11 protein-coding genes are annotated in these 14,720 nt (G+C 62.2%); 9 read left to right on the top strand and 2 right to left on the bottom strand.

Annotation, left to right across the window (positions count from 1 at the left end):
• Nucleotides 1-2 precede the first annotated feature (2 nt).
• From AC1RTB_RS00685 to lpxB, 8 genes are all read left to right on the top strand, one after another.
• Nucleotides 3-833: a phosphatidate cytidylyltransferase gene (locus tag AC1RTB_RS00685; protein ID WP_492877053.1), complete on the top strand. Its 831-nt coding sequence runs from the start codon at nt 3-5 to the stop codon at nt 831-833.
• 82 nt (nt 834-915) lie between these two features.
• Nucleotides 916-2,055, top strand: coding sequence for an RIP metalloprotease RseP (gene rseP, locus AC1RTB_RS00680; protein ID WP_492877054.1), 1,140 nt, complete (start codon nt 916-918; stop codon nt 2,053-2,055).
• Nucleotides 2,056-2,275: 220 nt separating this feature from the next.
• Complete coding sequence (gene bamA / locus AC1RTB_RS00675; RefSeq protein ID WP_492877055.1) at nt 2,276-4,645, top strand: outer membrane protein assembly factor BamA; 2,370 nt, start codon at nt 2,276-2,278, stop codon at nt 4,643-4,645.
• A gap of 72 nt (nt 4,646-4,717) precedes the next feature.
• On the top strand, nt 4,718-5,776 hold the full coding sequence (gene lpxD, locus AC1RTB_RS00670) for a UDP-3-O-(3-hydroxymyristoyl)glucosamine N-acyltransferase (RefSeq protein WP_492877057.1): 1,059 nt from the start codon (nt 4,718-4,720) through the stop codon (nt 5,774-5,776).
• Nucleotides 5,769-6,233, top strand: coding sequence for a 3-hydroxyacyl-ACP dehydratase FabZ (fabZ, locus tag AC1RTB_RS00665; protein ID WP_492877059.1), 465 nt, complete (start codon nt 5,769-5,771; stop codon nt 6,231-6,233). The genes lpxD and fabZ overlap by 8 nt, the downstream gene beginning before the upstream one ends.
• A gap of 12 nt (nt 6,234-6,245) precedes the next feature.
• Nucleotides 6,246-7,082 (top strand): acyl-ACP--UDP-N-acetylglucosamine O-acyltransferase, encoded by an 837-nt coding sequence (lpxA, locus tag AC1RTB_RS00660; protein ID WP_492877061.1) that lies wholly within the window; start codon nt 6,246-6,248, stop codon nt 7,080-7,082.
• On the top strand, nt 7,069-7,962 hold the full coding sequence (locus tag AC1RTB_RS00655) for an LpxI family protein (protein ID WP_492877063.1): 894 nt from the start codon (nt 7,069-7,071) through the stop codon (nt 7,960-7,962). The genes lpxA and AC1RTB_RS00655 overlap by 14 nt, the downstream gene beginning before the upstream one ends.
• Nucleotides 7,959-9,122, top strand: coding sequence for a lipid-A-disaccharide synthase (lpxB, locus tag AC1RTB_RS00650; RefSeq protein WP_492877065.1), 1,164 nt, complete (start codon nt 7,959-7,961; stop codon nt 9,120-9,122). The genes AC1RTB_RS00655 and lpxB overlap by 4 nt, the downstream gene beginning before the upstream one ends.
• A gap of 55 nt (nt 9,123-9,177) precedes the next feature.
• Here lpxB and gltA read toward each other — a convergent pair whose 3' ends face one another.
• Nucleotides 9,178-10,467 carry a citrate synthase gene (gene gltA, locus AC1RTB_RS00645; protein ID WP_476801816.1) on the bottom strand — a complete coding sequence of 430 codons (1,290 nt, stop codon included), beginning with the start codon at nt 10,465-10,467 and terminating at the stop codon, nt 9,178-9,180.
• Between the two features lie 184 nt (nt 10,468-10,651).
• On the bottom strand, nt 10,652-12,073 hold the full coding sequence (gene gltX, locus AC1RTB_RS00640) for a glutamate--tRNA ligase (RefSeq protein ID WP_492877067.1): 1,422 nt from the start codon (nt 12,071-12,073) through the stop codon (nt 10,652-10,654).
• Nucleotides 12,074-12,182: 109 nt separating this feature from the next.
• Between gltX and AC1RTB_RS00635 the strand changes: the two genes are divergently transcribed.
• Nucleotides 12,183-14,669, top strand: coding sequence for a ComEC/Rec2 family competence protein (locus AC1RTB_RS00635; RefSeq protein ID WP_492877069.1), 2,487 nt, complete (start codon nt 12,183-12,185; stop codon nt 14,667-14,669).
• Nucleotides 14,670-14,720 lie beyond the last annotated feature (51 nt).

Here is a 14,720-nt window from a genome sequence, read left to right as displayed (position 1 = left end):
ACATGAGCAATCTCCAGCTCCGGACAATTTCGGCGATCGTGCTCGCGGCAGCGGTGCTGCTGCTGACCTGGCTGGGCGGCATGCCGTTCAGGCTGCTGTCGGCGGCCATAGCCCTTGCCATATTCTACGAGTGGTCGCGCATGTCGCGACCGAAGAGCGACGCAGGCTGGCCCGTGGGCGGCCTCGCCATGCTGCCTGAGGTGGCGATCCTGCTGTTTGCCGGTGCGCTCGTTGCGGGCGTGCCCGCACTTGCGCTGATCGTCCTGGCGGGTGCCTCCACGGTGATTCTGTGGGCCGTGGGCCGGCTGCGCGGCGAAATGGCCTGGGAAGCTGCCGGATTCGGCTATGCCGCGCTCTCCGGGCTGTCTCTGGCGCTGCTGCGCGGCAATGACGCAGCCGGCCTCATCGCCATCCTGTTTTTGTTTGCGGTTGTCTGGGCGACCGACATCTTCGCCTATTTCGTCGGCCGCAGGATCGGCGGGCCAAAGCTTGCGCCCGCCATCTCGCCTGGCAAGACCCGCAGCGGCGCGCTTGGCGGTGCTGTTGGCGGCGTTGTGGCGGGGCTTTTGCTTGCCAGCGCCGTCGGCGCCGGCAACCTCTTCGCCTTGGCAATCGTGGCTTTGCTGCTCTCGGTGATCTCGCAAGCCGGTGACCTGTTTGAATCCTGGGTCAAGCGCCGGCACGGCTACAAGGATTCGGGGTCGCTCATTCCCGGCCATGGCGGCGTGATGGACAGGGTCGACGGGCTTGTCGCGGCGGCATTTGCCCTATACGTCATCGGTTGGATGTCAGGCTCGGCCGATCATCCGGCGCAGGGACTGTTTCCAGCCTGAGCGACCGAAGCGCGCGGCGTAAGCCTCGGGCAAGGCACGGCGCCTCATTTGGGGCTCGATGGTATCTGGTTGAGGGCTTGATTTGAACGAGTATTTACCCGGCTTCCTGAGCACAGACGGCCTGTTGATCGGCACCATCGTGCCGTTCCTGTTCGTGCTCACCGTCGTCGTGTTCGTCCATGAGATGGGCCACTACCTCGTCGGCCGCTGGTGCGGCATCGGCGTGAAGGCTTTTTCGATTGGCTTCGGACCGGAACTGCTCGGTTTCAACGACCGCCGCGGCACGCGCTGGAAGCTCTGCGCGGTTCCCTTGGGCGGCTACGTCAAATTTGTCGGCGACATGAGCGTCACCTCCAAGCCGGAGGGCGGCGAGGATGAGAATCTCACCCCCGAGGAACGCAAGGTCGCCTTTCACACACAGCCGGTCTGGAAGCGCGCCGCAACGGTCGTTGCCGGCCCTGTGTTCAACTTCCTTCTGACGATTGCCGTCTTCACCGTGCTGTTTTCGGCCTATGGCCGTTATGTCATGGAGCCGACTGTCGCCGAAGTGCGCGCCGCAAGCCCGGCGGCAAACGCCGGCATTCAGCCGGGGGACCGATTCGTCAGCGTCGATGGCAGCCCGGTCGAAACCTTCTCCGACGTGCAGCGCCTGGTGTCAGGCCGTGGCGGCGATCCGATCACCTTCGTGATGCTGCGCGACGGCAAGGACATCACCATGACGGCGACGCCCGAAATGATGGAGCAGAAGGATGCGCTCGGCAATGCGGTCAAGGTCGCCGTCATCGGCGTGGTCAACAACGAGGAGCTGGGGCAACCCAGGCTGATCAGCTACAGCCCTGGCGGCGCCTTCGTTCAGGCCGTTTCGGAGACCGGCCACATCATCGAGCGCACCGGCCAGTTCCTGACGCGGTTCGTCGTCGGACGCGAGGACAAGTGCCAGCTCGGCGGGCCGGTGAAGATCGCCGACATGGCCGGCAAGGCGGCTCAGCTGGGCTTTGTATGGCTGGTGCAACTGGTTGCGCTTTTGTCGGTCGGCATCGGCTTTCTTAACCTTTTGCCAATTCCTCCGCTGGACGGTGGCCACCTCGCATTCTATGCCGTGGAAGCGGTGATCCGCCGCCCCGTTTCCGAACGGGCGATGGAAGCGGTATACCGTGTCGGGATGATTCTGGTTCTCGCCTTTATGGGTTTCGTTTTTTGGAACGACCTGTTTGGCTGCTGAAATCATGAAGAAATTTTAGGCAGGCGAGGGGCCTGTTGAGGGGGCGTTTACCATCTGGGGTGATATGCGTGACGCGAAAGTCACGCTCGCAAGGTAAGTAAATACAAATTAACTAGAAGCCTTGCGTGTAGGGAAAATCCGGTTAATACGGTACGAGAAATTTACCGCGACGTCCGGTTTTCTCGCCGTGGGGACTTCGAGAAAAAGGTTATAAAGGCCAATGAAGGCAGCACTTAAGTTTGCGAGCGCCGCGTCCGCGGTAGCTCTTTCCGCCGCGCTGGCCGTTCCGGCAGCAGTGGTGGTTCAGTTTGTTGCCGTGTCGGCCGCAGAGGCGGCGGTGGTCAACCGGGTCGAAGTGCGCGGCAATCAGCGCGTCGATGCGGAAACCGTCCGCAACTACATCACCATCAAGCCAGGCAAGTCGTTCTCCAACACCGACATCGACGATGCGGTGAAGGCGCTGTTCGGCAGCGGCCTGTTCTCCGACGTCCGAATCAACCAGGTCGGTTCGACGCTGGTGGTTCAGGTTTCCGAGTACCAGGTCGTCAACCAAGTGCTGTTCCAGGGCAACAAGAAGCTCAAGGACGCGCAGCTCACCGGTGCGGTCCAGCTCAAGCCGCGCGGTTCGTTCTCGCAGGCAGCACTCGATGCTGACGCAGCAACGATCAAGGAAGCTTACAAGCGCGTCGGTCGCGACGACGTCACCGTTGGTACCAAGGTCGTCGACCTCGGCGAAAACCGCGTAAACGTGGTGTTCGAAATCAATGAAGGCGGCCGCACCAAGATTGCTGCGATCAATTTCGTCGGCAACAGCGCCTATGGCGCCCGCCGTCTCGCCGACATCATCTCCACCAAGCGCTCGTCGTTCCTGTCGTTCATGCTTCGCGACGATATCTACGACCAAGATCGTCTGCGTGCCGACGAGGAAGCGCTGCGCCGCTTCTACTTCAATCACGGTTATGCCGATTTCCAGGTCGTGTCCGCTTTTGGCGAACTCGATGAGACGACCAACCAGTACACCATCACGATCACCGTCGATGAAGGTCAGCGTTATACGTTCGGCGACGTTTCGGTTGAGAGCACGATCCCGGAGATCGATGGCGCCCAGCTGCAGTCCCTGGTCGAAACCCGCAAGGGCGACGTCTACAACGCCAAGAACGTCGAAGACTCGATCATCGGCATTACCGAAAATGTCGCCGGCAAGGGTTATGCCTTCGCCAAGGTGACGCCGCGTGGTGACCGCAACTTCGAAACGCGCACCATCAACGTCGTCTATACCGTCGACCAGGGTGCCAAGGCTTATGTCGAGCGCATCGAGATCCGCGGCAACGAACGTACCCGCGACTTCGTGATCCGTCGCGAATTCGACGTCAGCGAAGGCGATGCCTTCAACCAGGTGCTCATCCAGCGCGCGAAGAAGCGCCTCGAAGCGCTTAACTTCTTTGAGAAGGTCGAGATTTCGACAGCTCCCGGCTCGCAGCCCGATCAGGTTGTGCTGGTTGTCGATCTGGTCGAGAAGTCGACCGGCGAGTTCTCGATCGGCGCTGGTTATTCGACAGGTGGCGACAATGCCGGCCCGTCGATCGAAGGTTCGATCACCGAGCGCAACTTCCTCGGCCGTGGCCAGTTCATCAAGTTCTCGGCCGGTGGCGGCAAGAACTCGCGTGACTACAGCTTCTCGTTCACAGAGCCGTATTTCCTCGGCCGTCGTATCGCGGCGGGCTTCGACATCTATCGTCAGACCCGCAAGTATGACGATAAATACGACAGCGACATCACCGGCGGTACGATCCGTTTCGGTCTGCCGATCACCGACAACGTCTCGACGCAGCTGGCCTACAACCTGTCGCAGGAAGAGTATTCGCTAGACAACAATTGCGACACCAATGGCGATGGCATTAACGACGCCTGCTCCATCTCGCCGGCTATCATCGACGGCATCGCAAACAGCCCGTGGGTCAAGTCGTCGGTCAGCGGCACGCTGGTCTACAACACCATCGACGACATGAAGAGCCCGCATGCCGGCATCTACGCCAACTTCACGACGGAAGTGGCCGGTCTCGGTGGCGACGCCAAGTTTGTGAAGGTCTCCGGTCGCGGCACCTATTATCAGACTCTCTCGGAAGAGCTTGATATCGTTGCCCTTCTGTCCGCCGGCGGCGGCCATATTGCTGGCTTCGGCGACGACGGTCTGCGCGTCTTCGATCACTTCAAGAGCAACGATCGCATGATCCGCGGTTTCGAATATAACGGCATCGGTCCGTTCGATACCAACGGTCAGGATCACCTTGGCGGTACGACCTACTTCAATGCCACTGCCGAAGCGCAGTTCCCGATCCCGGTCGTGCCGGAAAGCTTCGGCCTGCGTGGCGCGGTGTTCGCCGATGCGGCGACGCTCTACGGCAACAAGGTCGATGTTGCGGGTACCAACATTATCTCGACGGACATGCAGTGGCGTGCCTCGGTTGGTGTCGGCCTGCTCTGGGCCTCGCCGTTCGGCCCGCTGCGTATCGACTATGCGATGCCGGTGGCCAAGCAGGACTCCGACAATACGCAGGAATTCAACTTCGGCATTTCGACCCGCTTCTAATCGCGCGGAACGATACTTCCGGGCCATCGTGGCCCGGAAGACGGTTGCCCGGCTTGGCTGGAACAGCATTTTATGACGGATCCGGTGTTTTTTGTGCCGTCACGCCGCTTTACGGTGGGCGAGGTGGCCGGCCTTACCGGCGCGACGCTTGTCGACCCCAAACATTCCCATATCGCCATTTCGACCATCGCTGCCGCAAGCAGTGGTGGCGATGGTGCACTGGTGTTTGTCGATGGCAAGCGCAACGCAAAGCCCTTGGCGACACTTTCAGCCGCAGCCGTGCTCTGCACGCCTGACGTTGCAGGCATGGTTCCGGACGGCATCGCCGTTCTGGTCACGCCGCGTCCGCAACAGGCCTTCGCGCGTATCGGCCGGCTGCTTTATCCCGAGGCTGAACGCCCGGTTGGCATGACCGGAGAAACCGGCGTTTCACCATTCGCCCATATCGATCCAACCGCTCATATCGAAGCTGGTGCTGTCATCGAGGCCGGGGCCGTCATCGGCCCCGACGCGGCTGTCGGCAGCGGCACGGTGATCGCTGCCAACGCGGTGATCGGGCGTTCGTCGCAGGTCGGGCGCGATTGTTACATCGGCCCGCATTGCTCGATCCAGTATGCGCTGATCGGCAATGGCGTCATTATCCATGCCGGCGCTCGTATCGGCCAGGATGGTTTTGGTTTCGCCGGCGGCGCGCGCGGCCCCGAGCGCATTCCCCAGATCGGCCGCGTCATTATCCAGGACAATGTCGAGATCGGCGCCAATTCGACCGTCGATCGTGGCGCCATGGCAGACACCATCATTGGCGAGAACACCAAGATCGACAATCTGGTCCAGATCGCCCACAACGTGCGCATTGGCCGCAATTGCGTTATCGCGGGTCTTACGGGTATTTCGGGCTCCGTCGTTGTCGGCGACAACGTGATGATGGGCGGCGGTGTTGGCCTCGCCGATCATCTGACCATCGGCGCAGGCGCCCAACTGGCGGCGCGTAGCGGACTGATGCACGACGTGCCTGCAAACGAAGTTTGGGCTGGCTTTCCGGCAAAGCCGATGAAAGAGGCGATGCGCGAATTTGCATTGCTGAGGAAAATGGCCAAGGGAAAACCAAAGGAGGGTGGGAGCAATGACTGACCAGGCAACCAAGACGCTCGAAACCGTCGATATCCAGGGCCTTTTCAAGATCCTTCCGCACCGCTATCCGTTTCTGCTGATAGATCGCATCGTGGAAATCGATGGTGACGATTCCGCGGTTGGCATCAAGAACGTTACCGCCAACGAGCCGCATTTCCAGGGGCACTTTCCGAGCCATCCGGTCATGCCGGGTGTGCTGATCATTGAGGCGATGGCACAGACTGCCGGCGCCATCTGCCTGCGCCTGGTGATCGACGAAACCCCTTCGCTGGTCTATCTGATGACGGTCGACGGCGCCAAGTTCCGCAAGCCGGTCGTTCCTGGCGACCAGTTGCGAATCCACGTCAAGAAGATCAAGAAGCGGGGCAACATCCTGAAATTCGCCTGCCATGCACGCGTCGACGGCGTCGTCGTGGCGGAAGCCGAGGTAGCGGCGATGATGGTACCCAAGGAATAAGCTAGAACATTGATGCAGACCGAAACTTTCATTCATCCCGCCGCTGTTGTCGAAACCGGTGCAAAGCTGGGTGCGGGCGTCCGCATCGGCCCGTTCTGCCATGTCAGCGCCGACGCCATCATTGGTGATCGCGTAGAGCTGATCAGCCATGTCGCGGTCATGGGCGCGACGACCTTGGGCGAGGGCTGCAAAGTGTTCCCGCAGGCAACACTGGGCGCGGCACCGCAAAACAACAAGCACAAGGGCGGCCGCACGACGCTGGTGATTGGCAAGAACTGCACGATCCGCGAAGGCGTGACCATGCATGTGGGCACCGACACCAGTCGCGGCGAAACCACTGTGGGCGACAACGGGCTGTTTTTGGCCTATGCGCACATCGCGCATGATTGCATCGTTGGCAACAACGTCACCATGGCCAACCTCGCAACGCTGGGTGGCCATGTCGAGATCGGCAACAACGTCACCATCGGCGGGCTTGCCGCTGTCCACCAGATGACGCGTATCGGCCATCATGCCTTTGCTGCTGGAGCCGCCATCATCGATGGTGACGTCATCCCTTACGGCATGGTGATGGGCAATCGCGCCCGGCTGCGTGGCCTCAACATCATCGGCATGAAGCGCTCCGGTCTGCCACGCGCGGAGATATTCGCGCTGCGCAAGGCCTACAAGATGATCTTCGATCCCACCCGCTCCGTGGCCGAGAACATCCCGGCCGTCGAACGCGAGTTTGCAGGTTCGCCCATCGTTCGCGACGTTCTGGATTTCATCCAGGCACGCGGCAAGCGGCACTTCACCGTTCCGCCGCTCCGCAACGCCGTCTCCGACGACGCCGCCGATGACGAAAGCTGAGGGCGGAAAGAAGATAAACCTTTCCGCGACCGACAGGGTTGCTGTCGTCGCAGGCAGCGGCCGGCTTCCCATCTATGTCGCCGACAGTCTGGCTCAGGCTGGCCATTCGCCCTTTGTCGTCAGCATCGAAGGAGAGACCGATCCTGGCACCAGCCTTAAGGGCCATGAGGGTGAGGTACTTGCTATCGAGCAGTTCCCCTCGGTGTTCCCGCTTCTAAAGCGCAAGGGCATCACGCATGTCGTGCTTGCCGGCGGGGTCAGCCGGCGCCCAAGGTTGCGTGCGATCCGTCCGAGCCTGATGCTGTTCCGCCTACTGCCGCGGGCGCTGACGGCTTTGGCGCGTGGCGACGACGGCTTGCTGCGCATTCTCGTCAATACGTTCGAGCACTACGGCATCAAGGTCGTCGGCGCCCATCAGATCGTGCCGGAACTTTTGGCGGTCGAAGGCGCAATGGGCGCGCATGCGCCTCAGAAAGCCGATTGGGCCGACCTGAATGCCGGCCTGGAAGCCGCCCATGCCATTGGCGCGCTCGATGTCGGGCAGGCGGCGGTTGCCGTCGGTGGCCGGGCGATTGCCCTTGAAGGTATCGAGGGCACCGACTTGTTGCTCGAACGCGTGCGCGACCTGCGCAACAATGGGCGTATCGCCGGGCGCAAGCGCGGCGTTCTGGTCAAATGTGCCAAGCCAAACCAGGAATTGCGCGCCGATCTGCCGACGATCGGCCCCTCGACGGTCGACGCTGCCCACGCGGCGGGACTCGCCGGGATCGGCGTTGAAGCCGGGCGCTCGCTTGTGCTTGATTTTGGTGAACTGATCGACCGCGCGGACAGGCTGGGGCTGTTTGTCGTCGGCCTCACCGGCAAGGGAATCAACACATGAGCTTGCCACCGCTTAAGATTGCCATTGTTGCCGGCGAAGAGTCTGGCGATCTGCTGGGGGCCGACCTGGTGCAGGCGCTGCAGCGCATGAGCGGGCGCGAGGTAAACCTTATCGGCACCGGCGGTCGCCACCTGGAGGAACTCGGCCTTTCGCCTTTGTTCGATGCCGGTGAGATCGCGCTGATGGGGCTGACCGCGATCATTCGCGACCTGCCGCGCCTGCTGCGGCGCATCGGTGAGACAGCGCGCTTTGTCGCCAAAGAGAAGCCGGACTGCCTGATCACCATCGACAGTCCGGATTTTTCGTTGCGGGTGGCCAAGAAGGTTCGCGCGCTCGATCCAGCGATCCCGATTGTCCACTACATCTGCCCGAGTGTGTGGGCCTGGCGACCGGGGCGCGCCAAGGCCATGAAGCCGCATGTCGACGAGATCTTGTGCATCCTGCCGTTCGAACCCGCCGAGCTTGAACGCCTCGGTGGCCCGCACGGCACTTTCGTCGGCCATCGCCTGACGACGGATCCTGGAATCGCCATTGCGGCGGCGATGCAGGAAGGCAAAGGCGCGCTTGCGCCCGATCGTGAAAAGACGCTCCTGCTTTTGCCTGGATCGCGCCGCGGCGAAGTGCGCAGCCTGATCGGACCGTTCGGCGAGACTGTCTCGATCCTACGCGCCCGCGGCCATCGGATGCGCCTGCTTTTGCCCACTGTGCCGCATGTTGCAGGCTTGGTCGAAGAGGCGGTTTCCGGCTGGCCGCAAAAGCCCGAGATCATCCTCGATCCGCAGCACAAGTGGCAGGCCTTCGGCGAAGCCGACGCTGCCTTGATTGCATCGGGAACCGTGTCGCTGGAGCTCGCGCTTGCCGGCGTGCCGATGCTGTCGTCCTACAAGCTCGACACGTTCATGCGCGCGGTTCAAAGCCTGATCACCGTGTGGAGCGCGGCCCTGCCCAATCTGATCGCTGACCGGCCCGTCATTCAGGAAAGCTACAACCAGTATGTGCGGCCGCAATGGATGGCGCGTTATGTCGAGGGCCTGTTCGCCGACAGCGGCCTTCGGCGCTGGCAGAAGGACGGCTTTGCCGAAGTCGCCCGACGCCTGGCAACAGAGCGGCCTTCCGGCGAGATTGCTGCCGAAGCGGTTCTCAAACACATCGTGAAATGAAAAACGCCCGCCAAGCAAGAACTTGGCGGGCGTTTTTGAAGTCCGTACGCAGCGCTTAGCGTTTGGCGATCGGCACGTAGTCGCGTTCGGGAGCGCCGGTGTAGAGCTGGCGTGGGCGGCCGATCTTCTGGCGCGGATCCTCGATCATTTCCTTCCACTGCGCGATCCAGCCGACGGTGCGGGCAAGCGCGAACAGCACTGTGAACATGGTGGTGGGGAAGCCCAGCGCCTTCAGCGTGATGCCCGAATAGAAGTCGATGTTCGGATAGAGCTTCTTTTCGATGAAATATTCGTCGGTCAAGGCGATGCGCTCGAGCTCCATCGCCACGTCCAGCATCGGATCGTCCTTGATGCCGAGCTCGCCCAGAACCTCATGCGTGGTCTTCTGCATGATCTTGGCGCGCGGATCGTAGTTCTTGTAGACGCGGTGGCCGAAGCCCATCAGGCGGAACGGGTCGTTCTTGTCCTTGGCGCGGGCAACGAATTCCGGAATGCGGTCGACGTGGCCGATCTCGGACAGCATGTTGAGTGCCGCTTCATTGGCGCCGCCATGTGCGGGACCCCATAGGCAGGCGATGCCGGCTGCAATGCAGGCGAACGGGTTGGCGCCCGAAGAGCCGGCGAGACGCACCGTCGAGGTCGAGGCGTTCTGCTCGTGATCGGCGTGCAGGATGAAGATGCGCTCCATGGCGCGCGCCAGCACCGGATTGACCTTGTACTCCTCGCACGGCACGGCAAAGCACATGTGCAGGAAGTTGGCGGCGAAGTTCAGCTCGTTCTTGGGGTAAACGAAGGGCTGGCCGATATGGTACTTGTAGGCCATCGCCGCGATCGTCGGCATCTTGGCGATCAGGCGAATCGAGGCGACCATGCGCTGGTGCGGGTCGGAGATGTCGGTCGAGTCGTGATAGAAGGCCGAAAGCGCGCCGACCACGCCGCACATCACCGCCATCGGGTGTGCGTCGCGGCGGAAGCCCGTGAAGAAGCGCGACATCTGCTCATGCACCATGGTGTGGCGCGTGACGCGATAGTCGAAGTCGTCCTTCTGGGCCTTGGTCGGCAGCTCGCCGTAGAGCAGCAGGTAGCAGACTTCGAGGAAGTCGCCGTGCTCGGCCAGCTGGTCGATGGGGTAGCCGCGATGGAGCAGGATGCCGGCATCGCCGTCGATGAAGGTGATTTCCGATTCGCAGCTCGCCGTCGACGTGAAGCCGGGATCGTAGGTGAAGGCACCCGTCGTGGCGTAGAGCGATGCGATGTCGATCACATCTGGTCCGACCGTACCGCTGCGAACCTTGAACTCATGGGTCTGGCCGCGGAACTCTAGTTTGGCGGTCGAATCAGTCATCGCATACTCCTTAGTGCTGAGTTGCCGCCTCACGCGGCGCAATCGTCATAACAAGGCAACCATTTCGGCCCGGAACGCCCGAACACGCTTGCCAGCTTCCCCGCTGCTTTCAAATTGACCTGTTGCCGCAATGTTGCACCGCAACAGCCTCATTTCAATGCAAAACTAGGAAAGCACTACTGACCTAATCGATTTGATCGGAAATGCGGCCCAGACTTTCGTCGCGCCCCAGAACAGCCAACACATCGAACACCCCGGGAGAGGTGCTTTTGCCTGTCAAAGCGGCACGCAAAGGCTGGGCGACTCCACCCAATTTCACATTTTCGCGACCAGCGAATTCACGGATCGCAGCCTCGGCTGAGGCAGCGTTCCACTCGGCCTCGGCAACCGTCGAAAGGGCCGCATGGGCGCCCTTGAGGATGTCCTTGGCCGGCCCAGCCAAAAGGCCTGCAGCCTTCTCGTCGACGGCAAGCGGACGTTCGGCAAACAGGAAGCCCGCGCCATCGGCCAGTTCGATCAGCGTCTTGGCGCGTTCCTTGAGGCCAGGCATCGCCGCAAGCAGCTGTGCTGTGCGCTTGTCGTCGAGCTTGGCAAGGATCGCATCGCCGCCCGGCAAATAGGGCAGGGTCGCAACGAAGATGTCGAACAGCTTGTTGTCGTCCATCTGGCGCATGTGGACGCCGTTCAGCGCCTCGAGCTTGGCAAAGTCGAAGCGGGCAGCGCCCTTGTTGACGTCCTCGATCTCGAACCAGCGGATCATGTCTTCAATGCTCATCACCTCGTCATCGCCATGGCTCCAGCCAAGGCGGGCGAGATAGTTGAGCAGCGCTTCGGGCAGGTAGCCCATGGCGCGATAGGCATCGACACCGAGCGCGCCGTGACGCTTGGAGAGCTTGGCACCGTCGGCACCATGGATCAGCGGGATATGCGCCATGACAGGCACGTCCCAGCCCATGGCGACATAGATGACCGTCTGGCGCGCGGCGTTTGTCAGGTGATCGTCGCCACGAATGATGTGGGTGACGCCCATGTCGTGATCGTCGACGACGACGGCATGCATGTAGGTCGGCACCCCGTCCGAGCGCAGGATGATGAAATCGTCGAGATCCTTGTTGGGAAAACGCACGTCGCCCTGCACGCGGTCGCGCACCAGCGTCTCGCCTTCGGTCGGCGCCTTGATGCGGATCACCGGCTTCACGCCGGCCGGTGCTTCGGACGGATCGCGGTCGCGCCAGCGCCCGTCATAGCGCGGCGGCCGGCCCTCGGCGCGTGCCTTCTCGCGCATCTCGGTGAGCTCTTCCTGCGAGGCGTAGCAGTAATAGGCCTTGCCCATGCGCACCAGCTCCTCGGCGACCTCGCGGTGGCGCGGCGCGCGCTCGAACTGCGAAATCGGCTCGCCTTCCCAGGTCAGGCCAAGCCAGGTGAGGCCTTCAAGGATCGCAGCGGTGGCGGCATCGGTCGAGCGCTCGCGGTCGGTGTCTTCGATGCGCAGCAGCATCGTGCCGCCGGTGTGGCGGGAATAGAGCCAGTTGAACAGCGCGGTGCGCGCGCCACCGATATGCAGGTAGCCGGTGGGCGAGGGGGCGAAGCGGGTCACGACGGGCATAGCAAATTCCAAGGGAGGCATGGCGTCGCCCGGCCGGAGACCGGCGGCGCATGGCGTTTCGGTGGCGTTGATGTAGCATAGAAGGTCTGGGGCGCAAGGGGCAGGCCCGATGGGCGAGCGCGTGCGGGAGGGGCAAGCCGGTCACGATCCGGTGGTCGAGGCCAGCGAGCACGGCCTGCTGGCCGGCTCGGCTACGCTTCCCCTTGCTTGGGCACAGCCCAGAATTCCCGGAGCCGACCAAGCTGCCGTGGAAGCCGCGTTTTTTCCGCCTCAAGTGCCGCCGCACCTCTCCTGGCTGCAACGAGGATCACAATTTCTGGCCGGCCACCAGATCAGCAGGCGATCAGCGCATGCCGCAATCGAAACCGAACTCGACCGCGGGGCTGCCTTCCTGTTGATTCCGGTGTTGCTGGCTCTCGGCGCGCTCATCTACTTTGCGCTGCCGGCCGAGCCTGCGCTTGCGCCGCTGGCACTCGCTTTCGCGGTTACGGCATTGTTTGCCTTCATCGTGCGCTCGCAGCGTCTGGTCCACTACGGGCTCGCCGCCGCTGCAACCTGCCTGCTCGGCATGACCGTGGCGAAGCTTGAAACGGCTGGAATGGCAACCAGGATGCTTGGCGCCGAGATATCGACCGGGATCACAGGGCGCGTCGTCGAACTCGACCATCTCGATAATGGCCGCGTGCGGCTGACCCTGGATGTCCTCGCAACCGCGCGTCCGGTTCTGCGCTACGCCCCGGAACGTGTCAGGCTGACAGCGCGCAACGTTCCAGACGGAGTGGTGGCCGGGGCGCAGGTGAGCGGCTATGTCCGCCTCATGCCGCCTTCAGGCCCCGTGCGGCCGGGCAGCTATGACTTTTCCTTCGAAAGCTATTTCGACGGCATCGGCGCCAGCGGTTTCTTCATGAAGGGACCGGACCTTGCTGCCACCACGCAGCCACTGTCGGCCAGCGATCGAGCCTTTGCTTCGATAGAGAACGTGCGCGAAAACATAGCCCAGCGCATTCGCGACCGGATCGGCGGCGCCGAAGGCGAGATCGCGGCGGCGTTGGTGGTCGGGGTGCGCGGCGGCATTCCCGAGGACGTCAACGAGGCGCTGCGGCGTACTGGCCTCTACCACATCATTTCGATCTCCGGCCTGCATATGGCGATGGTCGCGGGCACCGTCATGCTGCTGATGCGGCTCGGCTTCGCGGCCTTCCCCAGCTTCACCTCACGTTGGCCAGTGAAGAAATACGCGGCAGGTGCTGCCCTGGTCTCGACAGGGGGCTATCTGTTCATCTCGGGCGCCGAGGTCGCAGCACAACGCAGTTTCATCATGCTGGCGGTGATGTTGACCGCCGTACTGTTTGATCGCGCTGCACTCACCATGCGCAACCTGGCGATCTCGGCGATCGTCGTCATCGCAATCTCGCCGCACGAGGTGGTTGGCCCGAGCTTCCAGATGTCATTTGCGGCAACGGCCGCGCTCGTGGGTGCCTACGCCTGGTGGTCGGACAGCCGGGAGGCGCAAGCGCAACCTCTCGCGCAGCGGTCGTTGCCATCGAAGATAGGGCGCTGGCTTGCCACGGTTGTGATCGGGCTTGTCGCCACGTCACTGATCGCAGGTCTTGCCACCAGTGTCTTCGGCGCATGGCATTTTCAGCGCGTTTCGCCGCTCAGCCTTGTCGCCAACCTGGCTGTCATGCCGATCGTCTCGGTGCTGGTGATGCCATTTGCGGTCCTCGCCGGCATCTTCATGCCGCTGGGCATCGAAGGGCTCTTCCTCGATACGATGGGCATCGGCCTAAAGGCCATGATCGCCCTGGCAACGTGGTTCTCCGAGCGCTCGCCCATTGATGCGGTCGGGTTGGTGTCGGCGCATGCGGTTGTCTTCGTCACCGCCGCACTGGTCATCGCATCGGTCGCCACGACCTGGTTGCGGGTCGCAGCCTTGCCATTTGCCGCTCTCGGCATTTTGGCGCTGGTGGAAACCGAAACACCTGTCGTTCTCATCTCCGAAGATGGCCGTCTGGTGGGCGTACCGACCGGGGACAAAAAGCTTGCCGTCAATCGCGCCCGACCAAACGAGTTCACGGTCGATAACTGGAAGCGGGCTTTGGCAACCGAGGAGTTTGTCGGGCCTATGCGCATAGGCTCCGATGGCTTGAAAAATCCGAAGGGCCTGGGCACCTCCAGCAGTCCAAGCGGCACTGACAAGCAAGCTGCCTTTGTCTGCAGCGATGGCCTTTGTCTGGTTCAACACGCGTTTGTCGGAGTGATTGCGCACGCCGAGCACGCAGTTGCCGCCAGGCGCGCATGCGCAAGCGCTGACCTCATCGTTTTGACAGACGCCACCGCAAAGGACATCTGCCTTGGTTCAACTGCAACCGTGCTCACCAGCCGCGAACTCGCGCGCCTTGGAAGTGCGGCGATATTCCTGACGCCAGCATCGGGCAACAAGGATCAAAAAATCAAAATTCGTCACGCCGTGGCCGAGCCATATCGTCCGTGGCATACGCAGCGCGAATTCTCTCGCGAGGCGAGGGGCCTACCGCCCTACAAGCGAGAAAACAAGCGCCCGAAAGCACCGGAGGCCGCAATTCCGGCCAAATAGCCAGACAATCAGCCAAGGCCGAGCAACATCAGACAGGCCGGAACGGAGCGA

The sequence above is a fragment of the Aminobacter sp. GW821-FHT11F06 genome, assembly GCF_058808215.1.
The sequence above is the reverse complement of the archived record's forward strand: the minus strand, read 5'-3'. Positions and strand labels throughout refer to the sequence as shown.